The sequence below is a fragment of the Micromonospora musae genome, from assembly GCF_003626635.1.
Taxonomy (GTDB): domain Bacteria; phylum Actinomycetota; class Actinomycetes; order Mycobacteriales; family Micromonosporaceae; genus Micromonospora; species Micromonospora musae.
Genome location: NZ_RAZT01000001.1, coordinates 1 through 24,532 on the forward strand (window position 1 = coordinate 1; position 24,532 = coordinate 24,532).

The window sequence follows — 24,532 nt, forward strand, 5'->3', positions numbered from 1 at the left end:
CGGCGTACTCCTCGAGTGGGGCGCCGTCGGCGTGGCGGGTGACGACGGTGACGTCGTGGCCGGCGGCGGCGAGGGCGACGGAGAGGGCGTGTACGTGTCGGCCGAGGCCACCGACGAGGACGGGCGGATACTCCCAGGAGAGCATCAGGATCCGCTGCGCCGCCGGGGCGGCCCCCGGACCACCGGGCTGCGGGATCTGGGTACGGGTCAGGGTGGGCCGGCAGGTGCGGTCCGAGGCGACGGCGAGCGGCTCGCCGACCCGCAGAGTGGTCACAACTGTCTCCGTCCAGGCAGGGGCGTACGCGCCGGCGGCGATGGCGGCGTAGGCAGGAAGGTGGGCGGGATCGAGGCGCGGGTACGTGCGCGTCCCCTGCACCAGGAAAAGCCATCCGGCGGCCGATCGCATCCCGAAAAGGGTCAGAGGTGACGGACGACACCTGAACGGCCCGCCTGTCCGACTCGGACGGATTTCCCCGTCGGCCGAAAGGATGGATTGGCCGCGGCGGGCGCGGGGCATTACCGCCGTGCGCAGCGTGCGGCCCGCCGTGCGGTGCGCTCATGACGCGGGGCGCTCATGATCAGAACCGAAGGAGCGACATGCAGGTCTGGCCGGGTGAGCGCTACCCCCTCGGCGCCACGTACGACGGGATGGGCACCAACTTCGCGATCTTCTCCCAGCGCGCCGAGAAGGTCGAGCTGTGCCTCTTCGACGAGTGGGACACCGGCGCCGAGCGCCGGGTCGAGCTGCGTGAGGTGGACGCCTACGTCTGGCACGCGTACCTGCCGGGCGTCGAGCCGGGGCAGCGCTACGGCTACCGCGTCCACGGGCCGTACGACCAGGCGTTCGGGGTGCGCTGCAACCCGCACAAGCTGCTGCTCGACCCGTACGCCAAGGCGGTCGACGGTGACGTGACGTGGGACCCGGCGGTCTACGACTACGACCTGGAGCACCCGGAGCGGATGTCCGAGGTCGACTCGGCGCCGTTCATGCCCAAGTCGGTGGTGGTGAACCCCTACTTCGACTGGGGCAACGACAAGCCGCCACGCACCCCGTACCACCACTCGGTCATCTACGAGGCGCACGTACGCGGGCTGACCATGCGCCACCCGGACGTCCCGGAGGAGCTGCGCGGCACGTACGCGGGCATCGCCTCACCACCGATGATCGAGCACCTGACGCGGCTCGGGGTGACCGCGATCGAGCTGATGCCGGTGCACCAGTTCGTGCACGACCACCGCCTCGCCGACCTGGGGCTTCGCAACTACTGGGGTTACAACACCATCGGCTTCTTCGCCCCGCACCACGGCTACTCGGCGATGGGCCGGCAGGGCCAGCAGGTGCAGGAGTTCCGCGGCATGGTGAAGGCGCTGCACTCGGCCGGCATCGAGGTGATCCTCGACGTGGTCTACAACCACACCGCCGAGGGCAACCACCTCGGGCCGTCGCTGAGCTTCAAGGGCATCGACGCGCCGAGCTACTACCGCCTATCGGAGGAGGATCGGCGGTACTTCGTCGACTACACCGGCACCGGCAACAGCCTCAACGTACGCAGCCCGCACTCACTCCAACTGATCATGGATTCGCTGCGGTACTGGGTCACCGAGATGCACGTCGACGGCTTCCGCTTCGACCTCGCCGCCACCCTGGCCCGGGAGTTCTACGAGGTCGACCGCCTCTCCACCTTCTTCGAGGTGGTGCAGCAGGACCCGGTGGTGAGCCAGGTCAAGCTCATCGCCGAGCCGTGGGACGTGGGGCCGGGCGGCTACCAGGTGGGCAACTTCCCGCCGGAGTGGACGGAGTGGAACGGCAAGTACCGGGACACCGTGCGGGACTTCTGGCGCGGCGAGCCGGCGACCCTGGCCGAGTTCGCGTCCCGGATCTCCGGCTCCGCCGACCTCTACCAGGACGACGGGCGCCGCCCGTTCCACAGCATCAACTTCGTCACCGCCCACGACGGGTTCACCCTCGCCGACCTGGTCTCCTACAACGACAAGCACAACGAGGCCAACGGTGAGGAGAACCGCGACGGCGAGAGCCACAACCGGTCGTGGAACTGCGGGGTGGAGGGGCCGACCGACGACGACGCGGTGCTCGCCCTGCGCGCCCGGCAGCGGCGCAACTTCCTCGCCACGCTGATGCTCTCCCAGGGCGTGCCGATGATCGGCCACGGCGACGAGCTGGGCCGCAGCCAGCAGGGCAACAACAACGCGTACTGCCAGGACAGCGAGCTCTCCTGGGTCGACTGGGAGAACACCGACGAGCAGTTGCTGGAGTTCGTCGCCACGCTCGTCGCGTTCCGCCGCCGGCACCAGGTGTTCCGTCGCCGCCGGTTCTTCACCGGCCTGCCGGTGGGCGGCCGGGAGGTCGACGCGCCCCTGCCGGACCTGGCCTGGTACACCCCGGACGGCCGGGAGATGACCGGCGAGGACTGGGGCAACGACTTCGGCCGCTCGGTGGCGCTCTTCGTCAACGGCGAGGGCATCCGCGAGCGCGGCCAGTACGGCCAGCGTCACCACGACAGCTCGTTCCTGCTCTGCTTCAACGCCCACGACGCGCCGCTGGAGTTCACAGTGCCCGGCAGCGAGTTCGGGCAGAAGTGGGAACTGGTGATCAGCACCGCCGAGCCGGACCAGGGCGAGGTCACGGTGATCAGCGCGGGCGGCGCCGTCCGGGTGCCGGACCGCTCCCTGGTGGTCCTGGAGAGGACGGTCTGACGATGTCCGCGGCCCCCCGAACGGACGGAACGAACGCGACGCCGACCGCCCGGGTCGGAGCCACCTACCGGGTGCAGGTACGCCCCGGATTCGACCTGGACGCCACCGCCGGGCTCGCCGGCTACCTCGCCGACCTCGGCATGACGCACCTCTACAGCGCACCGCTGCTCACCGCCACCCCCGGCTCGGCGCACGGCTACGACGTGGTCGACCACCGGGCCGTCAACCCGGAGCTGGGCGGGGAGGCCGGTCGGCGGCGTCTGCTGCGCGCGCTCCGCGCGGCCGGGCTCGGCCTGGTGGTGGACATCGTGCCCAACCACGCCGGGGTGGCCGTGCCGGCCGCCAATCCGCCGTGGTGGGACGTGCTGCGCCGGGGCCGCGCGTCGGCGTACGCCCGCTGGTTCGACATCGACTGGGAGCGCGGCCGGCTGCTGCTGCCGGTGCTGGCGGAGACGCCCGACGCCCTCGACGACCTCAAGATCGCCGACGGGGAGCTGCGCTACCACGAGCACCGCTTCCCGATCGCCGACGGCACCACGGGCGGCACCCCTCGGCAGGTGCACGATCGGCAGCACTACGAGCTGGTGTCGTGGCGGCGCGGCGACGCCGAACTGACGTACCGCCGCTTCTTCGCGGTCAGCGACCTGGCCGGCCTGCGGGTGGAGGACCCGGAGGTCTTCGCCACCACCCACGAGCTGGTCCTGCGGTGGGCGTCGGCCGGCGAGGTCGACGGCATCCGGGTCGACCACCCCGACGGGCTGCGCGACCCCGCCGGCTACCTGGCCCGGCTGCGGGCCGCCGCGCCGGCCGCCTGGCTGGTGGTGGAGAAGATCCTGGAGTACGGCGAGGAGCTGCCGGCCTGGCCGGTCGACGGCACCACCGGCTACGAGGCGCTGGCGGCGGTCTCCGGGCTCTTCGTCGACCCGACCGCCGAGGGTGACTTCACCGCGCTGGACGCCCGGCTCGTCGGCCGCCACACCTCCTACCAGGACCTGACGCACGACACGAAGCTCGCCGCCGCCACCCGGCTGCTCGCCGCCGAGCTGTCCCGGCTGGCCGCCCTCGCGCCGGAGGTGGCGCCGGCGGCGGCCCGGGCGGCCCTCGCCGAGCTCGCCGCCGCCTTCCCGGTCTACCGGGGCTACCCGCCGCACGGCGCCCGGCATCTCGCGGCGGCCCGCGCCGAAGCCGGCCGTCGACGCCCGGACCTCACCGGCGCGCTGGACGCGCTCACCCGGCGGCTCCGCGACCCGGACGACGAGCTGGCCGCCCGCTTCCCCCAGTTCACCGGCGCGGTGATGGCGAAAGGCGTCGAGGACACCGCCTTCTACCGGTGGAGCCGCTTCGTCGCCCTCAACGAGGTCGGCGGCAGCCCCGCGCACTTCGGCGTGCCCCCGGCGGAGTTCCACCGCTTCGCGACCGCTCGGCACGTCCGCTGGCCGACCGGCATGACGACGCTCTCCACCCACGACACGAAGCGCAGCGAGGACGTCCGCGCCCGCCTCGCCGTGCTCAGCGAGCTGCCGCAGCGGTGGGCCGAGCAGGTCACCGAGTGGATGGGGGTCGCCCCGCTGCCAGACCCGGCGTTCGCGCACCTGCTCTGGCAGACCGCGGTGGGCGCCTGGCCAATCGAACGCGAGCGACTGCACGCGTACGTGGAGAAGGCCGCCCGGGAGGCGTCGGTCTCGACGAGCTGGGCCGACCCCGACCCGGTCTTCGAGCGGGCGATGCACGCGGTGGTCGACCGGATGTACGACGATCCTCGGCTGCACGCCGAGCTGACCGGGTTCGCCGCCGAGATCACCCCGGCGGGCTGGTCGAACTCGCTCGGGCAGAAGCTGGTGCAGCTCGCCATGCCCGGGGTGCCCGACACCTACCAGGGGACCGAGCTGTGGGACAACTCCCTCGTCGACCCGGACAACCGCCGCCCGGTCGACTTCGCCGTACGCCGGGAGTTGCTGGCGCGGCTCGACGCGGGCTGGCGGCCGCCGGTCGACGCCGGCGGCGCGGCGAAGCTGCTCGTGGTCTCCCGCACGCTGCGGCTGCGCCGCCGCCGGCCCGACCTCTTCACCGGCTACCGCCCCGTTCCGGCGCACGGGCCGGCGGCCCCGCACGTGGTCGCCTTCGACCGGGGCGGCGCGGTCGCCGTCGCCACCCGGCTGCCGCTGCGGCTGGCCCGCGACGGCGGCTGGCGCGACACCGTTCTGTCGCTTCCTGTACACAATGTGACCGACGTGTTCACCGGGCGGGTCTACAGTGGGTCTGAGCTGCTCCTACAAGATCTGTTGAGCACCTATCCCGTCGCCCTCCTCGCTCCCGTCGATCACGTGGAGGCTGCCGCATGACCGAGTTCACGGTGTGGGCGCCCGAAGTCGCCCGGGTCCGGCTGCGCCTCACCGGCGGCACCGACCATGAGATGAGCGGCGGGCCGGACGGCTGGTGGCGGGTCGAGGTGCCCGACGCCGGCCCCGGCACCGACTACGCGTTCCTGCTCGACGACGACGAACAGCCGCTGCCCGACCCCCGATCGGCCTGGCAGCCGTACGGGGTGCACGGGCCGAGCCGCCGCTACGACCACACGGCCTTCGGCTGGAGCGACGGCGCGTGGACCGGGCGGCAGCTGCCCGGCAGCGTCCTCTACGAGCTGCACGTCGGCACCTTCACCCCGGAGGGCACCTTCGACGCGGCGATCGAGCGGCTCGACCATCTGGTCGCGCTCGGCGTGGACCTGATCGAGTTGTTGCCGGTCAACGCGTTCAACGGCGAGCACAACTGGGGCTACGACGGCGTCTGCTGGTACGCCCCGCACCAGCCGTACGGCGGCCCGGACGGGCTGAAACGGCTGGTGGACGCCGCGCACGGCAAGGGACTGGGGGTGATCCTCGATGTCGTCTACAACCATTTCGGGCCCTCCGGGGCCTACGCGCCGAGGTTCGGCCCGTATCTCGCCGAGTCGGCGAACCCGTGGGGGCGCTCGGTCAACCTCGACGGCCCGCACTCCGACGAGGTACGCCGCTACATCACCGACAGCGTTGTGATGTGGCTGCGCGACTACCACGTCGACGGGCTGCGGCTGGACGCCGTGCACGCACTGCCGGACACCCGCGCCGTGCCGCTGCTGGAGGAGCTGGCCGTCGAGGTGGAGACCCTCGCCACCCACCTCGGACGGCCGCTGTCGCTGATCGCCGAGTCGGACCTCAACGACCCCCGGCTGATCACCCCGCGCGAGGCGGGCGGGTACGGCCTGCACGCCCAGTGGAACGACGACGCGCACCACGCCCTGCACACCCTGCTGACCGGCGAGCGGCAGGGCTACTACGGCGACTTCGGGTCGCTGCAGGCGCTCACCGACGTGCTGACCGGCGCGTTCTTCCACACCGGCACCTGGTCGAGCTTCCGGCAACGGCACCACGGGCGGCCGGTGGATCCGCGGACGCCGGGGCACCGTTTCGTCGCGTACCTGCAGAACCACGACCAGATCGGTAACCGGGCCACCGGCGACCGCATCTCCGCCTCGCTCTCGCCCGGCCTGCTGCGGGTCGGCGCGACGCTGCTGATGACCGCCCCGTTCACGCCGATGCTCTTCATGGGGGAGGAGTGGGCGGCCAGCACCCCGTGGCAGTTCTTCACCTCGCATCCGGAGCCGGAGTTGGCGGCCGCCGTGGTGACCGGGCGGCGGCGGGAGTTCGCGTCGCACGGGTGGCCGGCGGGGGAGGTGCCGGACCCGCAGGACCCGCAGACGTTCGCCCGGTCCCGGTTGGACTGGGCGGAGCTGGACAAGCCCGAGCACCGCGAGATGCTGGAGTTTTATCGGCGACTCATCGCGCTGCGCAAGAGCCGGTCGGACCTCTCCGATCCACGGTTGAACGCGGTGAAGGTCCAGCACGGCAACCAGTTCCTGGTGATGCGCCGGGGCGACACGCTCGTCGCGGCGAACCTCGCCGACCGGGCGCAGGGGATCTCCCTGCCGGGGGTGGCGCGGAAGGTGCTGCTCGCGACGGGGGAGGGCGTCACGGTGATGCGCGACCGGATCCAGCTACCTGCGGAGACGGCGGCGATCGTCGCCCTTTGAGGTTCATGTCGACGCCCTTGGCAGGAGCCAGCAGTGCGAGTCGACGAATGGAAAGCTCGTCGTGCGGTACCTCGGCGGGCGTGGGTTCGCCCGCGACATACGCCGCCAGCTGCGCGTTGCCTGCCCCGGCCAGCCAGCGCTCGGCCGCGCGCCGCGCCTCGGGGTGCGGCACCGGGTCGCAGGTCCCGGCACACCCAGGAGCGGCTGATGGCGGCCGACCGTCTCGCTCGGCAGCAGCCCGACGCCGGTCACGGCCGTCTGACATTCTCGATATCCACCGCTTGCCAACGGATCTGATGACACCCTGATCGCGGTGAGTGCGGTCGCGAACCCGGGAGAGGCGGTATCGGGATCAGGGTGAACGGCTTCTGATGCGTACCGCGTTGATCGTGTTGGCCGCGCTGGCGGCGGCCGTGGTCGTGGACCTGGTCTCCGGCGTGTTGGTCCGCCGGGTTGCCCGTGGCCGCTATAGCTGGCTGCTGGAGCCGCTGCGGCACGCCTGCCGCCGCCCGGCGGCCACGGTCCTGCTGGTCGCAACGCTGTTCTACGCGCTGCCGCCCGGACCGGACGCGTGGCAGCGTTATCTGCGGCACGCCATCCTGCTGGTCCTGGTCGGCGTCTGTGCGTGGCTGGTGATCAAGGCATTGCACGTCGCCGAAGCGGTCGCGTTCAGCCGGCTGCCGAGCGATCCGGTCACGAGCCGGAGGGTCCGGCGGGCCCGTACCCAGATCCGTCCGGTGCGGCGGCTCACGGTGGCCGTTGTCACGGTCGTCGCGGTCGGCCTGATCCTGATCACCTTCCGGCCGGTACGCCTCTTCGGCCTCTCCATTTTGACCTCAGCCGGGGTGGTCGGCGCGGTGATCGGCCTCTCCGCCCGGACCGCGCTCGGCAACGCGTTCGCCGGCATCCAGGTCGCCTTCGCCGACGGGATGCACGTTGGCGACGTGCTGGTGGTGGACGGCGAATGGGGTCGGGTGGAGGAGGTGAAGCTGACCAACGTGGTGATCCGGCTCTGGGACGAGCGGGTGCTCATCCTGCCGACCACGTACTTCACCGAGCGGCCGTTCCAGAACTGGACCCGGAACGAGTTTCGGGTGGTCGGCAAGATCCAGTTACATGTCGACCACACCGCGGACCTGGACGCCCTGCGCCGGGAGGCACGCCGACTGGTCGAGTCCTCACCGCTGTGGGATCGAGACCAGTGGGTGCTCCAGATGGTCGACGCCACCCCGCAGACCGTGGTCATCCAGGTGCAGGCCTCGGCCGCGGACGGCGCCAGCGCCTGGGACCTACGGTGCGACCTGCGCGAGGGACTGGTCCGCTACCTGCGCGACCAGCACCCCCAGTGGCTGCCCCGCACCCGCAGCCAGTACCAGCCCTGACCATCGGTTCCGGCGTGGCCGGCGGGCGCCGATGAATGAGTCGGCGCCTACCGGGGACTAGCTGGACCAGGCCCTGTCGACAGGACACGGCCTACGCCGAAAGGGGCGAGAGGCGGCGATGAGCGTCGACCGGGACTGCACCGAGGTGGAGGGCGCCGCGCCCGGGGGAGCGGCCGGGCAGGCTCCGGGAGTGCGGTGACCGGGCGCGGGTCCGTCGTCGTGGGTGTCGTGGCCGCCCCCGGGGCCGCGGCCGACCTGGCGCGGGAGGCCATCCCGGAGCTCGCCGACCGGCTCCGCAACCGGGTCCCGGAGGCCGACTGGGCGGTACGCCTCCAGGTAGCGCGGCTCGTCGAAGGGCCGGCCGACCTCAGCCAGCTCATCGAGGCAACCCGGCGCAGGATGCTGGCCGAGGGCTGGGGTCTCGTCCTCTGCGTGACAGACCTGCCGTTGCAGACCGCGCGGCGGCCCGTGGTCGCGCACGCCAGCACCACCCACGGCGTCGCGGTGCTTTCCGTGCCCGCGCTGGGCCCCGTCGCCGTGGCTCGGCGGATGGCCGAGGCCGGAGACCGGCTCCTCGCGGCACTGCTCGGCGATACCGACGCGGTCGGCGACCCGGTACGGGCCGGACCGCGCCGCCGGCGCCTCGCCACCGGACAGCGGGCCCGGGGACTCGGCGCACGGGTGAACCACCAGGCGTCCGGCATCGGCCTGCTGGCCGGGGTGATCGGCGGCAACCTGCGGCTGCTGCTCGGTATGCTTCGGGCGAACCGGCCGTGGCGGCTGGCCGTCCGGCTCTCCCGGCTGCTGGTCGGTGCCTTCGCGACCGCCGTCCTCGCCCTGGTGAGCGCCGATATTTGGCAGCTGTCGGCGGCCTTGGGAAACCTCCGGCTCGGCCTGCTCGCGGGCGGCTCCGTCCTGGCGGTGGTGCTGACCATGTTGCTCGGCGCGCGCCTCTGGGAGCGGGTTCCGCGCGATTCAGGTGCCCGTGAGCAGGTCGTCCTGTTCAACGTGGTCACCGTGCTCACCGTGGTGATCGGTGTCCTCGCGCTGTACGTGGCGCTCGCCGTGCTGGCCATCATCGGGGCGATCGCCCTCGTCCCCTGGGACCTGCTTGGTGAATCCACCGGCCGACCGGCCGGCGTCGCCCATCAGGTCAAGCTGGGCTGGCTGGTCAGCTCGCTGGCGACGGTCGGCGGCGCGCTCGGCGCCGGACTGGAGTCGGACTCGGCGGTACGGGAGGCGGCGTACCGCTATCAGCCCGACACGGAGCTGACCGGCGAGCAGGGTGGGCCGGACCCGACCGGCGGGGCCGGACAGGGACCGAGCGGCGAGTCCGGGTCGCCGCGCACAGACAGGTCTGAGCCGGAGCGGAACCACGAGGCCAGCTGACTGCGCTGGTCGCGGTCGACCCGGGGGTGCTGGACCTCGCCGGCCCCTGCTACCGGGGGCGGCGTACAGGTGTGACTGCGCGGAGCGACGCTTCTCGGGCACTCAGCGTCATCGCTTGGAACTCTGTCGGTGTACCGTCCAGTGGTGCAGGCGTAGCGGTCGGTGACCGCTGTCCCAGTCCTCTACTCGGGAGCGGGCGAAGCCATGGTGAAGAAGCCGGACACCATCGGTGCCAGGATCCGGTACTGGCGGATGCGCCGTGGCGGGATGACCCAGGCCGTCCTCGCCGGGCTCGCCGGTGTGACCCAGTCGTACGTGTCGCAGGTCGAGTCGGGGCGCAAGACGATCGACCGTCGCTCCACTCTGGTCGCTCTCGCGGCCGCCCTCCAGGTCACGGTGGCCGACCTGCTCGGTCAGGGCACCGAGTCCGGTGATCCCGCACGGGAGAGCGCCGCCGAATGCGTTCCGGCGATCTGGTCGGCGCTGATCGAGATCGAGGACGGCGAACGCCGCCCGGCGACCTACCCGAGGGAGCGGCTGACCGCCGAGATCGCTCGCAGCGATCAACTCCGCGCCTCCTGCAACTATCCGGCGATGGCTCGTCTGCTCCCTGCTCTGCTGCTCGAAGCCGCCGCCGTGGGCGGGACCGCGCTCGCCCAGGTCGCGTACCAGGCATCCACCTGCCTGCGGCACCTCGGTTACCGACACCTGGCGCTCAACGCCGTCCGGGTCGCCGTGTCGGCCGCCGAGGACACCGACGATCCGGCGTGGATCGGCGCTTCCCGGTTCGCGTACGCGCAGAGCCTGCCGATCGAATCCGCGGCGGTCGCCGCCCGCGCGGCTGACCGGTCGCTGGCCGAGCTTCAGGCCGACGCCGCCGACGAGCGGGTTCGGCAGATGCTCGGCCAACTCCACCTCTCGGCCGCGTTGACCTCGGCGGTGAGCGGCCGGTCGGACGCCACCCGTGATCACCTTGCGGAGGCGGCGCGCGAGGCGGCAACCCTCGGGGATCCAGCCGACGGCGCCGGCTTCAACGGTTGTGGATTCGGTCCGACCAACGTCGGGCTCTGGGAGATGTCCATCGCGGCCGAGCAGGGCGATTCCGGCCGGGTGATCGAGCTGTCCCGGACGGTACGGCCGCAGGTTCTCGCAGCCTCCATCCGTCAACAGTCCTACTGGCTCGATCTCGGTCGGGCGCTGGCGGACGGGGGCCGCCGGGACGCCGAGGCCCTCGCCGCGTTCGTGCAGGCCGAGCGGGCCGCGCCGGTGCCGTTCGCCATCAACCCCCTGGCCCGCGACGCGGTGGTGGCTCTTGCGCAGCGCGCCCAGCGCCGTGCCATCCCGGACGAGCTGCGGCTGCTCGCCGGTCGGATCGGCATCGACCTGGTCGCATAACTGGCAGTAATCACCCGATCACCAATCGGCCCTAGTGTCCGATTCGGGGCGCGAGCGCGTCCGCTGGCTGGTGCGGCGGTGATCGGCGCGAGGGATCACCGTTGCTCCTTCACGGAGTAGGCGGAGATGAGCGATCACGGTGACAGCACTTCGGAGAGCCGGGGCGAGGAGTCCGAGGCGGCCGAGCGAGAAGCCGCCAAGCGGCGACTCCTGGCGCAGGCGGAGGCGGATCGCGTACCGGTGGAGGAGACCACCCGCGCCGTCCCGGACCGGCGGTGGCGGCGTGACCGCTGACGAGCTGCCGATCGGCCGCCGGGTGGCGCGTTGGCGGGTCCGGCGGCAGCTGACCCAGCAGATGCTGGCCGACCGGCTGCGCAGGTCGAAGAGCTGGGTGGACAAGGTGGAGCGGGGAGTCCGTCCGCTGGACCGGTACTCGGTGATCCAGGAGCTGGCCCAGGTGCTGCGGATCGACCCGGAGCTGCTGCTCGGCCGGCAGCGGCCGGTCACCGTGGGCACGCTGGACGGGGTGGACGACCTCCGGGCCGCGCTCGCCCGCTACGACACCCGGCCGGCCCCGGCCGGGGAGGCAGAGCAGCTGCGGCGGCTGGTCGGGCACGCCTGGTTGAGCTACCAGCACGCGCACTACCCGCAGCTGGTGCGGGTGCTGCCCGGTCTGCTCGACGCCGCCCAGGGCACGCAGACCTCGGAGCTGCTGGTGCAGGCGTACCGGATCACCTCGTCGCTGCTGGTGAAGCTCGGCGAGGCCGACCTGGGCTGGCTGGCCGCCGACCGGGCGATGGCCGCCACGGGCGGCGACCCGGTGCTGTCGGCGACGGCGGCTGTCTCGGTCGGGCAGGCACTGCGCGCGCTGGGCCGGGGGCGGCTGGCCCTCGCCGCGACCCTCGCCGCCGCCGAGCACCTGGAGGTCGATCGGCGGCGGCCGCCGGGGGAGTGGGCGGTCGGCGGGACGCTGCTGCTCCAGGCCGCGCTGGCCGCCGCCGGCTGCGGCGACACATGTCGCGCTGAGGAGCTGACCGAGCGGGCCGCCGGGATCGCCGGGCGGCTTCGGGGGTACGACGATGCGCACCGCACCGGCTTCGGGCCGGTCACCGTCGAGCTGGCCCGGGTCGTGGCGGCCGCCGAGTGGGGTGACGCCGGGGCGGCGGTGCGGCGGCACCCGGCAGTCGTCCGGCGGGCGGGGTGGCGGCTGCTGCCGGCCGAGTGCCGGGGCGCCTACCTGCTCGACGTCGCGCGGGCGTACCTCCAACTGGGTGACGTGCGCGGCGCGGCCCGCAGCCTGGTCGACGCGGACAGCATCGCGCCCGCGGAGGTCCGGTGCCGGCCTTCGGCGCGTACGGTGATCGCCGAGGTGGCTCGGGCGCACCCGGCGCCGGCCGGCGTGGCGCGCCTGGCGACGCTGGTCGGCCTCACCCGGTGAACGGCCGTCCCCGAGCCCGGTCGGTCAGCGCAGTGACCGGAAGCCGTCGCGGATCTCCTGCGTGAGCAGGTGGGGCTGTTCCCAGGCCGCGAAGTGCCCACCGATGTCGAGCCGGTTGTAGTGGACGAGGTTCGGGTACGCCTGCTGCGCCCAGCTCAGCGGGGCCTGGAACAGGTCGGTGGGAAAGACGCTCACGGCCGCCGGGATGGTGACGCCCTTGGGGGCGAAGAAGGAGTACGCGTTCATCGCGTAGAGGCGGGCCGAGGAGACCCCGGTGTTCGTCAGCCAGTAGAGCGTGATGTTGTCGAGGACGTCGTCCCGCGACAGGCCTCCCTCGTTCCCGGCGAAGGCGCGGGAGATCAGGTCGAGGCTGCTCGCGTCGTGGTCGAGCATGAAGGCCGCCAGGCCGACCGGTGAGTCCGCCAGGGCCGTCAGGGTCTGCGGGCGGGTGCCCATGATCAGCGCGTACGCGGCGTGCTTCCAGAAGAAGTTCAGCTGTTCGCAGGCGCGCATCTCGTCCGCCGACAGGTTGGAGGGCAGTTGACCCATCGCGTTGTTCAACCCGGTGATGTCGGACTGGAACAGCTTGTCGATGTCGGCGGGAACGACGCAGGGCATGCTGGAGTGGATGCCGGCCAGCTCCGGCGGTGCCTGCGCGCCCAGCAGGTCCGTGATGACCGCTCCCCAGTCGCCGCCCTGCGCCACGAAACGCGAGTAGCCCAAGCGCCGCATCAGCTCCGTCCAGGCGCTCGCGATGTGGTCCGGCCCCCAGCCGGGGTCGGTCGGCTTGCCGGAGAAGCCGTAGCCGGGCATCGACGGGATGACCAGGTGGAAGGCGTCCGACGCCGGTGCGCCGTGCGCCGTCGGATCAGTGAGCGGGCCGATGATCTTCAACTGCTCGATGACCGAGCCCGGCCACCCGTGCGTGACGATGAGCGGCAAGGCGTCCGCGTGCTTCGAGCGGACGTGGAGGAAGTGGATGTCCACCCCGTCGATCTGGGTGATGAACTGCGGCAGGGAGTTCAGGGTCGCCTCGACCCGGCGCCAGTCGTACTCCTTCTCCCAGTAGCGTGCGAGCGCCTGGATCGTCGCCAACTGCACGCCCTGCGACTGGTCCGGGACGGTCTCCCGCTCCGGCCAGCGCGTCGCGGCGATCCGGGTACGCAGCGCCGTCAGCTCGCTCTCGGGGATCTCCACCGTGAACGGCCTGATCTCCGCGACGCCCGGCCGGGCTTCGGTCTTGACGGCCATGCGGGCCACCTCTCCTCGCAGGTTCTTGCGGCCGAGCAGAGTCTTCGGCTTGGCCGCGCAGCCTTGTGCGTACCCCGCCGATGCGTGGCCTCGCCCTGGTCGCTGCCCTCGGTGGGACGCCGTCGACGCGGGTGGACACCCGGTCGGCCGAGGGCGCCCAGGCGCCCGCTGCCCGGTCCTGCCCGGGGCGCCAACGGTGGCGGAGCCACCTGTCCAGAGCCTAGGGCGCTTCATGTCGCGTCGCGGGCGATACCGCGATCCGGGCTGCGGCCCCGTCGCGGAGGCCGGTTGCTGCGGCTCAGAGCGGTGGCGGGCAGCGGTCGGGGAGGGTGACGGTTCCCGGCTGGTGGCTGAAGGTGGTCAGGGTGAACCACTCGTCGAGCGCGGGATCGAAGAGGTTCTGGAAGCCGAATTGCAGCACCTGCCACCACTGGCCCGGGTTGCGCTGGTCGACGTAGACGTCGCCGAGCGCGATGGGGAACCGGGGGTTCTCTCCCGGCTGGGTGGAGCCCCCGACGACGCCGACCCGCCAGTGGTCGACGCGCCGGTCCTTCTTCCCCTGGAGGATCTCCGGCCCGACGTAGCGTGCGGTCTTCAGCAGGTCGTTGAGGATCTGGCGGTTGAAGAACCCGACCCGGTCGCACTGGCGCGGCGGGGTCGCCGGGATGCCGGGCCACTTGTAGGTGAGTGTGTAGAGCGTGTTGCGGTAGATGATGTTCGTGAACCAGATCGGGTGCTCCGGGCCGCCCGCGATCATCTGGCTGTCGCCGCCCCGGCCCTGCCAGGTGAAGGGCACGTCGATGCCGAGGTCGCGGACGACGTAGCGGCCCTCGCCCCGGAAGTCGGCCGGCAGCAGCGGCGGGCGGGGCTCCTCGAAGACCGGTGGGACGCCCGCCGCCTGCCCGAGGCCGGCGACCGTCGTCTCGTCGGCGGGGGCGGCGTTGCCGGCCGGGGTCGGCTTCGGTGGCGGGGGACCGTCCACCGGACCGGGCGCGATGAGGGCGAGGGCGAGCGCGCCGGTGACACTCGTCGAGATCAACCTGCGAAGTGCTCGCGTCCGGGTCATCTGCCCCTCCAGGGTGGGAACGGCTCGAAGCGGACGAGCCAGGGATGAATCGGTAACTTCTTCGCGAATCGTAATGGTTGGCACGGTGATCGACTTGGCTTCCTCGAAGTCGGGGTCTCCGGGGGCCGCGGATGCCCCGACTTCACCGAGCCCTCGCTGATCGCGCTTCCGACGCTCTCGAGCAACCCGGACGTTCTCCCTGGAACCGGGCACACCGGACCCCCGTACGGCATAGCGTCACGGTGGCGGGCACCACCACCGCCGCACCGCCCGACCGGCGGCCACGCCCTGCGGAGGGACCGACGTGAACCCAATCGACGGAGTGCTCCTGCCCGAACTGGACTCACCCGTCCGCGATCCGCACCTGCCCCGGGCCCTCGGCTGGCTGAGCCTCGCCCTCGGGGCGAGCGCCGTGGCCGCACCCGGCCCGCTCGCTCGGCTCACCGGCATCGACGACTCGCCGGCGGCCGGCACGGTCATCCCGGCCCTCGGCGCCCGCGAACTGGGCCACGGGCTCGGACTGGTCGCCGGACGCCGACCCTCCGGCTGGGCCTGGACCCGGGTCGCCGGCGACGCGATGGACCTGAGCCTGCTCGGCTGGGCGATGACCGACCGCAGCGGTGAGCGACGCCGCCGGCTCGCCCTCACCACGGCCGTGGTCGCCGGCATCACCGCCCTCGACGTGCTCGCCGCGCTCAGCGCCGGGCGCGCCCGCCGGACCCGCGACCGGACCATCCGCATCGACATGGCGGTGACCGTCAACCGCACCCCGGCCGAGGCGTACCGGTACTGGCGGGACATGGAGAACCTGCCCCGGTTCATGTCGCACGTGGAGGCGATCCGCACCATCGACCTGCGCCGGTCGCACTGGACGGTGCGGGGGCCCGCCGGTCGGCACGTCGAGTGGGATGCGGAGATCGTCGACGACCAGCCGAACCGGTCGATCGCCTGGCGGTCGCTGCCCGGCACGCCGGTGCCCAACGCCGGTCGGGTCCGATTCGTGCCCGCTCCGGGGGAGCGGGGCACCGAGGTACGCGTCCAGCTCGGCTACGTGCCCCCGGCCGGAGCGGTGGGCCGGGCCGTGGCCAAGGTCTTCGGCGAGGAGCCGGAGCAGCAGGTCCGCGACGACCTGCGCCGGTTCAAGCAGGTACTCGAGACCGGCGACGTGGTCCGCTCCGACAGCAGCCCGGACGGCATCTCGGTACGACAGCAGGTCATGCAGCGCCCCGCCCAGCCGCTGCCCAACGGTTTCCGCCGCTGAGCCGCTCGATGCGCGAGGAGGAGCAGGGATGAAGGCCACCGCCTGGATGGGCCGCGACAGCGTCAAGGTCATCGACGTGCCGGACCCGACGATCCTGAGCCCCCGGGACGCGATCGTGCGGATCAGCACGACCGCGATCTGCGGCTCCGACATGCACCTCTACCACGGCTACATCCCGGCGATGCGCAAGGGCGACATCCTCGGGCACGAGTTCATGGGCGAGGTGGTCGAGGTCGGTCCGCAGGTGCGCAACCTGCGCCCGGGGGACCGGGTGGTGGTGCCCTTCCCGATCGCCTGCGGACACTGCATCTCCTGCCAGCGCGGCCTCTACTCGGTCTGCGAGAACTCCAATCCCAACGCCGGCATCGCCGAGAAGATCATGGGCCACTCGCCGGCGGGTATCTTCGGCTACTCCCATCTACTCGGCGGCTACGCCGGCGGCCAGGCCGAGTACGCGCGGGTGCCCTTCGCCGACGTCGGACCGCTCAAGCTGCCCGACGAGGTGCCCGACGAGCAGGCGGTCATGCTCGCCGACGTCTTCCCGACCGGCTACATGGGCGCGGAGATGTGCGACATCAAACCCGGGCAGCTCGTCGCCGTCTGGGGAGCCGGCCCGGTCGGGCTGCTCGCCGCCGCCAGCGCCCGGCTGCTCGGCGCGGAGCGGGTCTTCGTCATCGACCGGTATCCGTACCGGCTGCGGCTGGCACGCGAACATGCCGGCGCCGAGACCATCAACTACGAAGAGAGCGACGTGCTGGACACGCTCAACGAGCTGACCGCCGGCCGTGGCCCGGACGCGTGCATCGACGCTGTGGGCCTCGAGGGTCACCACGGCAACGCGGCCATCTACGCGTACGACCGGGTGAAACAGGGCGTCCGGGTGGAGACCGAGCGCCCGCCCGCGCTGCGCCAGGCGATCCTGGCCTGCCGTAGCGGCGGGGTCGTCTCGGTGGTGGGCGCCTACGGTGGATTCGTCGACAAGTTCCCGATGGGCGCGTTCATGAACCGGTCCCTCACCATGCGTACCGGGCAGTGCCACGTGCAGCGCTATCTCCGGCCGCTGCTGGAGCGCATCCAACGTGGAGAGATCGACCCGAGCTTCATCGTCAGCCACCGGATGCCGCTCAAGGACGCCGCGAAGGGCTACAAGCTCTTCCAGAAGAAGCAGGACGAGTGCTCCAAGGTGCTGCTCACCGCCTGACCGCGCTCGGTCGGCCGCTCGGCGGTCCTGGACCGCGGCCGCGTCTGCCGACCCGCGACCTCGGTAGGGTGTCGGCATGCCCGTCGCGACCCGGACGCCCGATCATGAGGTGCTGACGGCGGGGCCCGTCCGGTTGTGAGTCGCACCCAGCCGCCCCGCCAGCGGCGGGCCGCCGCCGCGTCGCCGTCGACCTTCACCCGGATCTCCGACCGGTGTGCCCGCGCCGTGCGGTCCCGGCCGTTCGAGATCGCGATCATCGTCCTCATCGTGGCCAACGGGGTCGTCCTCGGCATCGAGACCTTTCCGCACCTGGGGGCGGCCGGGCCCGTCCTGCGCTGGCTGGAGCTGGCGTTCCGGGCCGCGTTCGTCACCGAGATCGTCATCCGGGTGCTCGCCTACGGGCGACGCCCCCAGGATTTCTTCCGGCACGGCTGGAACATCTTCGACTTCCTGGTCACGCTGGCGATCTTCATCCCTGGTCTGCACGGCGACTCGGCACTGCTGCGCGTACTGCGGGTGGCCCGGGTGCTGCGGCTCGTCCGGTTCTCCCCGGGGCTGCGGACGATCGTGGCGGCGCTGCTGCGCAGCCTCCCCGGCGTCGCGGGTTTCCTCGCGCTGGCCATGGTGACCCTGTACGTCTACGGCATGGCCGGCTGGCTGATCTTCGGTGACACGTACCCGGAGCAGTACGGCGACATCGGGCGGTCCCTGCTGACGCTCTTCGTGCTGCTCTCCCTGGAGACGCTGCCCGACCTGATGGAGCAGGGCCTGGCCATCTCCCCGTGGACCCTGCTCTACTACGTCAGCTACGTGATCATCACGGTGAACCTGCTGCTCAACATCCTGATCGCGGTCATCGTGAACTCGATGGAGGAGGCGCGTCGCCTGGAGATGACCGAGCGGTTGGCGCCCGGGTACGACGAGGACGGCGACGGGGTGCCCGACGAGGTGGACCGCATCGCGCTGACCCAGCGGCTGGACGACCTGCGCGCCGTCATCACCGAGCTGGAGCGCGAGCTGCGCATCGACCGCGAGGACGCGCACGCGCGGCACGGGGCGGTGAGCCGGCGCGCCGAGCGCTAACGTGTCCGGTGTGGAGGGCCGCTACCCGCCGGTGCCCGTGCCCGGCATCGCTCACGAGAGCGACGGCGACGTCGTGCGGCTGCGCCCGGTGACCGAGCCCGACCTCGCCATGTTCCGGCGGTTCTGCACCGAGCCCGGGCTGATCGGCCTCGACTGGGGTGGCTTCCGCGACCCGGGTGAGTCAGTGCGACGCTTCGCGGTCGACGGGATGCTCAGCGCGCAGGACGGTCGGCTCGTCGTCGAGGCCGGGCCCGATGCGGTCGCGGCGGGTTTCGTGAGCTACCGGGCCGGTCAGTACGCCCCGCGCGCCGACTACTGGGAGATCGGCATCGCCCTGTTGCCGCAGTGGCGCGGGCGGGGCGTCGGCTGGCGCGCGCAAGCGTTGCTCTGCGACTACCTCTTCGCGCACACCCCTGTGCAGCGCATCCAGGCCGGCACCCACCCGGAGAACCTGCCCGAGCAGCGCTCGCTGGAGAAGGCGGGCTTCCAGCTGGAGGGGGTGGTCCGGGCCTGCGAGTTCCGGGCCGGGCGGTGGCGTGACGGCTACCTCTACAGCCGACTGCGCGACGACCCGTCACCGTGGGACTGAGCGCAGCCCGCCGCTGAGCAGCGCCCTCAGGGCAGCGGCCACTCGTGCACCGGACGGTTGCTGTGCATCAGGTCGACGTAGTGGCGCAGCACCTCGCGCAGCGCCGCCGGCCGGTCCAGGTGGTCGGCGGTCTCCAGCCGGTGCAGGGTGCCGACCTGCCAGCTCGCCCCGTTGCGCCCGGTCAGGCAGCGCTGCTCGATGATGCCGAGCAGCCGGTCCCGCTCCCGCGGGTCCAACCCCCACTGGTCCAGCCCGTGGTGGGCCAGCGGCAGGAGCCGACGCAGCACCAGCTCGGTGACCGGAAGGTAGCCCAGGCCCGGCCAGTAGACCTGCGCGTCGATTCCGTGCCGGGCACAGTTGGTGAAGTTCTCCTCGGCCGCGCTGAACGACATCTGCGACCACAGTGGCCGGTCGGACTCGGCCAGCGCCCGGACCAGGCCGAAGTAGAAGGCGCCGTTGGCGATGGTGTCCACCACGGTCGGGCCGGCGGGCAGCACCCGGTTCTCCACCCGCAGGTGCGGCCGGCCCCGCAGCACGTCGTAGACCGGGCGGTTCCAGCGGTAGACCGTGCCGTTGTGCAGGCGCAGTTCGGCGAGGCTCGGCACTCCGCCCGCCGCGAGGGTTTCCGCCGGATCCTCCGGGTCGCAGACCGGCAGCAGGGCGGGGAAGAAGCGGACGTTCTCCTCGAAGAGGTCGAAGACGCTGGTGATCCAGCGTTCGCCGAACCAGACGCGGGGACGTACGCCCTGCGCCTTGATCTCCTCCGGTCGGGTGTCGGTGGCCTGCTGGAACAGCGGGATGCGGGTCTCCCGCCACAACTCCCGGCCGAACAGCAGCGGCGAGTTCGCGCCGACCGCCACCTGCACGCCGGCGATGCACTGGGCGGCGTTCCAGTAGTCGGCGAACTGCGCGGGGCTCACCTGGAGGTGGAACTGGGTGCTGGTGCAGGCCGCCTCCGGAGTGATCGTGTCGGCGGTGACCGCCAGCCGCTCCACCCCGTTGATGGAGATCCGCAGGTCCTCGCCCCGCGCGGCGAAGATCTGCTCGTTGAGCAGCTCGTAGCGGGGATTTGAGGAGAGCGTGCCGGCGTTCAGGTGCGCCGGGAGCAGCGTCGGTAGGATGCCGATCATCACCATGTGCGCGCCGAGCGGGCGAGCCTTCTCCTCGGCGGCGTTCAGGCTGGCCCGGACGTGCTCCTCGAACTGCGCCGTGCCGGTGCCGGTCAACCGACGCGGCTCGACGTTGATCTCCAGGTTGAACTGGCCCAGCTCGGTCTGGAAGCTCGGGTCGGCGATGGCGGCCAGCACCTCGGCGTTGCGCATCGTGGGCTGCGACTCGCCGTCGACGAGGTTGAGTTCGATCTCCAGCCCGGTCATCGGGCGGTCCACATCGAAGCGGGACTCGCGCAGCATCTCGGCGAAGACGTCCAGGCACCGGCGGACCTTGTCCCGGTAGCGCGCCCGGTCGTCCCGGCTGAAGGTGTGCGTGCCGACGTCTTCGCCCATGGTCACCGCCCGAGTCACCGCTGGTCCTCCTAACCTCCCACGGCGGCGCGGGAAGGGGGAAGAGCCCGTGGAACCTTCCTCTACCCGTCCACGCATCGGGTGATTCCCGTCGCGTCCGGCCGGTCGGGCCCGGCTTCGCGGCCCAGCGCCGTTAGCATGGCCGCCCGAGAGGTGGTGGCGGTGGGGATGCGCGACAGGGTGACGAAGCTGTTCGTCGGTGCGGCGATCGCCGAGGCCTGTTCCTGGCTCGGTCTGCTGGTCGGGATGGCGGTGAAGTACGGCCCGCCCGGCAACGAGCTGGGCGTGAAGATCTTCGGGCCGATCCACGGCGGCCTCTTCGTCGTCTACCTGCTGCTGGTCCTGCTGGTGGCCCGGCGGCACCGGTGGAGCCTGCTCGCCACCGGGGTGGCGCTGGCCTGTGCGGTGCCCCCGTTCGCGACCCTCGTCTACGAGCGCTGGGCGCGCCGCCGGGGGATGCTCGGCGTGACGGAGGCCGTGGCGCCTCCGCAGCCCGCCACCGTGCGCTGAGCACGCGGCCGCCCCGGCGGTCGTCGGCGGAACCTGCGGCGACCCCGGAGGTCGCGTCAGGTCAGCGCCGACCAGGCGGCGATGCCGAGCAGCAGCAGGATTCCGAGCGTGGCCTGGAGCAGCAGCGGTGGGCCCAGGTGAGACCAGAGCGTCGCGGTGCGCGGGGTGAGCAGCTGCCCGGTGGTGAGGTTGACGATCCGCTCGATCCGCGGTGGCAGGTCCGGGTCGCGCTGCGCTCGCAGGGTCAGCTGCACGTGGTCGGCGGGGTGCACCGCGCTCTGCGCCAGATGTCCGTGCAGTTCGACCTCGTAGAGCCCGCCGGCGCCGTCGCGCAGCCGCACCGGGGTGACCAGGTATTCGGGGCCCTTGGTCAGATCCTTCCAGCGCCGTCGGGCTCCGCCGCCGCTGCCGGGCAGGATCGCGCGTACCACCAGCATCAACAGCGCGCCCACGCCGGCCGCCGCCAGGACGGCCACCAGGACCGGCTTGCCGATGGCGATCTCGCGGGTGTAGCCCTCCAGGAACCGGACCACCCGGCCGGTGAAGATCCGTTGCGTCGGATGAGCGATGCGCCGGGTATCGAGTCCGCTGTCCATGACCACCACCGAGAGTCCTGATCCGTTCACTGATGGTATCCGTGCCACGGGTTGAACGGCGTGAATGAAACCTGGTCACGCACTCATGTCCGGCCAGGTGACATTCCGGGCGGCACGGGTATGCGCAGGGCCGAGCTGGAAAGGGGTCGAGCATGCAGCTGTCCTTCCTGCGGCCGCTCTACGACCGACCCGGGCCGTGGTGCTCGGTGTACCTGGACGCGTCGGCCGACACGCACGACGCCCACCCGGCGCTCGACCTGCGCTGGCGGGCACTGCAGGGCCAACTGGTCGAGCAGGGCGCGGACGAGCCGACGGTCGCCGCGCTGGACCGGGTGATCCGGGGACACGACCCGGTCGCGGGGGACTACGGCCTGGCCGTCTTCGCCACCCGTGGGCGGGTGGTGCTCACCGAGTACCTCTCGGCGCCGCCGCTGCGCGATCTCGCCGCGTACGCGCCGCTGCCGCACGTGATGCCGCTGCTCGCCCAGCGCGGCGAGCAGGTCGCCTGGGTGCGGGTGCTCGCCGACCGGACCGGCGCGGACGCCGTGGCGGTCAGCGCCGGGGGAGTGCCCCGCCGGGCGCACGTCGTCGGCCGCGAGGACTTCCGGCTGCGCCGGGTGCAGCCGGGTGGCTGGTCGCAGTCGCGCTACCAGCGGGCGGCCATGGAGGCGTGGCACCACAACGCCGGTGACGTCACGGCCGCAACGGTCGAGCTGGCCGAGAAGGTCGGCGCGGACGTGGTGGTGGTCGCCGGGGACGTCCGGGCCACCGGAGTGATCGCCGCGCAGATGCCGCCCCGATGGCAGGACCTGGTCGTCCGGACCGACGCCGGCTCCCGGGCCGGTGGCGCCGACCAGACGCTCCTGGACGACCTGACCGTGCAGACCATCGCCGAGGTGGCAGACCAGCGGATCACCCTGGCCCTGGACCGGTTCGGCATGCAGGAGGACGTCGGCGCGGGGCTGGACGCCGTGGTCGCCGCGCTGCAACGCAACCAGGTCGACAACATGCTGATCGTCGACGACCCGTCCGCCAACGGCGAACTCTGGATCGGTCCGGAACCGACCGAGATCGCCGTCGACCCGGGGCAGCTGGACGCCATGCGCGTCGACGACCCGCTGCGGGTACGCGCCGACGCGGCCCTGGTCCGCGCGCTCGTGGGGACCGGCGCCGAGCTGACCGTGCTCGGCCCGGACGAGGCACCGGAGTTGACCGACGGCGTGGGCGCGGTGCTGCGATACGCGGACGCCAGCACGCCGGGACGGGGCGATGGCTGACCGGACCGCCGCCGACCTGGTGGTGGAGCGCCTGCGCGCCTGGCGGGTGCCCCGGGTCTTCGGTTGTCCCGGCGCGGCCCTCGCCCCGCTCGTCGCGGCGCTGGACCGCGCCGGCGGCGATCCGGCGTTCGTGCCGGCGCGACATGAGGAAGCCGCCTCCTTCATGGCGACCGGGCACGCGAAGTTCACCGGCGGGATCGGGGTCTGCCTCGCCACCCAGGGGCCGAGCGCGGTGCAGCTGCTCAACGGCCTCTACGACGCCAAGCTGGACAGCAAGCCGGTCGTGGCGATCGTCGGCGAGGACGTCTCCGGCCCGCTGGGCGACGCGCACCAGGAGATCGGGTTGACCCGCCTCTTCGCCGACGTGTGCAACCAGTTCGTCCGCTACGCGCGCGGCCCCGGGCAGGTGCCAGCCCTGCTCGACCAGGCGTTCCGCACCGCCGCCGCGACCCGCAGCCCGGTCTGCGTCGTGCTGCCGCGACAGGTGCAGGAGGCGGCCGTGCCCGACCTCCGGACGTACGCCGCGGGCGGCGTGATCACCGCGACCCCCGGCGAGCCGCTGGCCCGGGTGCTTCCGCACGAGCCGGACCTGGCCGCGGCCGCGGAGCTGCTCGGCAGCGGCCGGCGGGTGGCGATCCTGGTCGGGCAGGGCGCCCGGGGCGCGGTGGACGAGGTCGTGGCGCTCGCCGACCGGCTCGGCGCCGGGGTGGCCTGCTCGCTGCTGGGCAAGCCGGTCGTCGACGAGCGGCTGCCCTACCACGCCGGCGTGCTCGGCGAGGCCGGCACCCGGGCCGCCGCCGAGCTGATGGGCGGCTGCGACACGCTGCTGCTGGTGGGCACGAACGATCCGTGGACCGGCTACCTGCCGATGCCCGGGCAGGTGCGCACGGTGCAGATCGACATCGACGGCCGGCGCGTCGGCAGTCGCTACCCGGTGGACGTCCCGCTGGTCGGCGACGCGGCCGAGACGCTGCGGGCGTTGCTGGCGCGGGTGCCGGACCGGCCGAGCCCGCAGTGGCGGGCCACGGTCGAGAACTCCGTGGACCGGTGGCGGCGTGAGCTGGTCGACCGGGCCGCCGCACCGGCCGAGCCGGTGAACCCGCAGCTGGTGCTCCAGGAGCTCTCGCCCCGGCTGCCCCGGACCACGGCGGTGGCGGTGGACGTCGGCTCGGTCGTCTACTGGTACGCGCGCCATCTGGAGCTGCCGCCGGGGATGAACGCGCAGCTCTGTGGCACGCTCGGCGCGATGGGCTGCGCGCTGCCGTACGCGGTGGCCGCCAAGCTCGCCGCACCGGACCAGCCGGTGGTCGCGCTGCTGGGCGACGGCGCCATGCAGCTCAACGGGCTGGCCGAGCTGATCACCGTGGCGCACCACTGGACCCGCTGGCAGGATCCGCGCCTGGTGGTGCTGGTGCTCAACAACCGCGACCAGTCCGGGCTCGCCGCCGGCCGGGAATCGGCGGGTGACCCTGCCCAGCGCCGCCCCGACGTGCCGTACGCCGGCTGGGCGCGGCTGCTCGGGCTGCACGGCGTACGGGTGGACCGGCCCGAGCTGGTCGGTGCCGCCTGGGACGAGGCGCTCGCCGCCGACCGCCCCTGCGTCGTGGAGGCGGTCGTCGACGCCGCCGTGCCGCTCGCGCCTCCCGAACCGGCGCTGGCCGACCTGCGGGGCCTCTTCGCCGACGGAGACGCCGCCCGCCGGCTCCGGGAGCAGGTCGACCGCCAACTCTCGGTCGCCGCGGACGACATCGTCTAGCCCCCCGCCCCACCCGCCCCCCATCCGCCCT

At 72.5% G+C, this 24,532-nt stretch carries 20 protein-coding genes; 15 read left to right on the forward strand and 5 right to left on the reverse strand.

Going from position 1 to position 24,532, the window contains the following annotated elements; all coding sequences use genetic code 11:
• The coding region (locus D7044_RS32525) for a glycogen/starch synthase (protein WP_147434551.1) at positions 1-274 on the reverse strand (274 nt) is incomplete at its 3' end.
• Positions 275-597: 323 nt separating this feature from the next.
• Between D7044_RS32525 and glgX the strand changes: the two genes are divergently transcribed.
• From glgX to D7044_RS00040, 8 genes are all read left to right on the forward strand, one after another.
• Positions 598-2,715 carry a glycogen debranching protein GlgX gene (glgX, locus tag D7044_RS00010; RefSeq protein ID WP_120682360.1) on the forward strand — a complete coding sequence of 706 codons (2,118 nt, stop codon included), beginning with the start codon at positions 598-600 and terminating at the stop codon, positions 2,713-2,715.
• Between the two features lie 2 nt (positions 2,716-2,717).
• Entirely contained in the window at positions 2,718-5,057 is a 2,340-nt protein-coding gene (treY, locus tag D7044_RS00015; RefSeq protein WP_120687577.1) for a malto-oligosyltrehalose synthase, read from the forward strand.
• Entirely contained in the window at positions 5,054-6,784 is a 1,731-nt protein-coding gene (gene treZ / locus D7044_RS00020) for a malto-oligosyltrehalose trehalohydrolase (RefSeq protein WP_120687578.1), read from the forward strand. The genes treY and treZ overlap by 4 nt, the downstream gene beginning before the upstream one ends.
• A gap of 371 nt (positions 6,785-7,155) precedes the next feature.
• The gene (locus tag D7044_RS00025; RefSeq protein WP_120682354.1) at positions 7,156-8,166 is read left to right on the forward strand and encodes a mechanosensitive ion channel family protein; all 1,011 of its coding nucleotides are present in this window, start codon (positions 7,156-7,158) and stop codon (positions 8,164-8,166) included.
• A gap of 195 nt (positions 8,167-8,361) precedes the next feature.
• Positions 8,362-9,555: a hypothetical protein gene (locus D7044_RS33200; RefSeq protein ID WP_199716401.1), complete on the forward strand. Its 1,194-nt coding sequence runs from the start codon at positions 8,362-8,364 to the stop codon at positions 9,553-9,555.
• 204 nt (positions 9,556-9,759) lie between these two features.
• Positions 9,760-10,950 (forward strand): helix-turn-helix domain-containing protein, encoded by a 1,191-nt coding sequence (locus tag D7044_RS00035; protein WP_120687579.1) that lies wholly within the window; start codon positions 9,760-9,762, stop codon positions 10,948-10,950.
• A gap of 126 nt (positions 10,951-11,076) precedes the next feature.
• Complete coding sequence (locus D7044_RS32530) at positions 11,077-11,244, forward strand: hypothetical protein (RefSeq protein WP_199716402.1); 168 nt, start codon at positions 11,077-11,079, stop codon at positions 11,242-11,244.
• Positions 11,234-12,388: a transcriptional regulator gene (locus tag D7044_RS00040; protein WP_120682352.1), complete on the forward strand. Its 1,155-nt coding sequence runs from the start codon at positions 11,234-11,236 to the stop codon at positions 12,386-12,388. The genes D7044_RS32530 and D7044_RS00040 overlap by 11 nt, the downstream gene beginning before the upstream one ends.
• Before the next feature lie 24 nt (positions 12,389-12,412).
• Here D7044_RS00040 and D7044_RS00045 read toward each other — a convergent pair whose 3' ends face one another.
• Both D7044_RS00045 and D7044_RS00050 read right to left on the reverse strand, forming a co-directional pair.
• The gene (locus D7044_RS00045) at positions 12,413-13,639 is read right to left on the reverse strand and encodes an epoxide hydrolase family protein (protein ID WP_120682350.1); all 1,227 of its coding nucleotides are present in this window, start codon (positions 13,637-13,639) and stop codon (positions 12,413-12,415) included.
• Positions 13,640-13,937: 298 nt separating this feature from the next.
• The gene (locus D7044_RS00050; RefSeq protein ID WP_147434552.1) at positions 13,938-14,705 is read right to left on the reverse strand and encodes a hypothetical protein; all 768 of its coding nucleotides are present in this window, start codon (positions 14,703-14,705) and stop codon (positions 13,938-13,940) included.
• Between the two features lie 304 nt (positions 14,706-15,009).
• Here D7044_RS00050 and D7044_RS00055 point away from each other — a divergent pair, with 304 nt between their 5' ends.
• The 4 genes from D7044_RS00055 (at position 15,010) to D7044_RS00070 (ending at position 18,839) form a co-directional block, all read left to right on the forward strand.
• A complete protein-coding gene (locus D7044_RS00055) occupies positions 15,010-15,966 on the forward strand; it encodes an SRPBCC family protein (protein ID WP_120682346.1) in 957 nt (318 codons plus the stop codon).
• Positions 15,967-15,994: 28 nt separating this feature from the next.
• Positions 15,995-17,167, forward strand: a complete 1,173-nt coding sequence (locus tag D7044_RS00060; protein ID WP_120682344.1) for a zinc-dependent alcohol dehydrogenase — start codon at positions 15,995-15,997, stop codon at positions 17,165-17,167.
• Positions 17,168-17,302: 135 nt separating this feature from the next.
• Complete coding sequence (locus tag D7044_RS00065) at positions 17,303-18,250, forward strand: ion transporter (RefSeq protein ID WP_120682342.1); 948 nt, start codon at positions 17,303-17,305, stop codon at positions 18,248-18,250.
• A 10-nt stretch (positions 18,251-18,260) separates the two neighbouring features.
• Complete coding sequence (locus D7044_RS00070) at positions 18,261-18,839, forward strand: GNAT family N-acetyltransferase (RefSeq protein ID WP_233563478.1); 579 nt, start codon at positions 18,261-18,263, stop codon at positions 18,837-18,839.
• A 26-nt stretch (positions 18,840-18,865) separates the two neighbouring features.
• Here the strand turns inward: D7044_RS00070 and D7044_RS00075 are convergent, their stop codons facing one another.
• On the reverse strand, positions 18,866-20,344 hold the full coding sequence (locus D7044_RS00075) for a glutamate--cysteine ligase family protein (RefSeq protein WP_120687580.1): 1,479 nt from the start codon (positions 20,342-20,344) through the stop codon (positions 18,866-18,868).
• 156 nt (positions 20,345-20,500) lie between these two features.
• Between D7044_RS00075 and D7044_RS00080 the strand changes: the two genes are divergently transcribed.
• Positions 20,501-20,872, forward strand: coding sequence for a DUF3817 domain-containing protein (locus tag D7044_RS00080; RefSeq protein ID WP_233563477.1), 372 nt, complete (start codon positions 20,501-20,503; stop codon positions 20,870-20,872).
• Positions 20,873-20,928: 56 nt separating this feature from the next.
• Here D7044_RS00080 and D7044_RS00085 read toward each other — a convergent pair whose 3' ends face one another.
• Positions 20,929-21,477 (reverse strand): hypothetical protein, encoded by a 549-nt coding sequence (locus D7044_RS00085; protein WP_199716425.1) that lies wholly within the window; start codon positions 21,475-21,477, stop codon positions 20,929-20,931.
• Positions 21,478-21,620: 143 nt separating this feature from the next.
• Here D7044_RS00085 and D7044_RS00090 point away from each other — a divergent pair, with 143 nt between their 5' ends.
• Both D7044_RS00090 and D7044_RS00095 read left to right on the forward strand, forming a co-directional pair.
• On the forward strand, positions 21,621-22,745 hold the full coding sequence (locus D7044_RS00090; RefSeq protein WP_120682340.1) for a baeRF2 domain-containing protein: 1,125 nt from the start codon (positions 21,621-21,623) through the stop codon (positions 22,743-22,745).
• On the forward strand, positions 22,738-24,501 hold the full coding sequence (locus D7044_RS00095; protein WP_120687581.1) for a thiamine pyrophosphate-binding protein: 1,764 nt from the start codon (positions 22,738-22,740) through the stop codon (positions 24,499-24,501). Before D7044_RS00090 ends, D7044_RS00095 begins: the two co-directional genes overlap by 8 nt.
• The last annotated feature ends 31 nt before the right edge of the window (positions 24,502-24,532 follow it).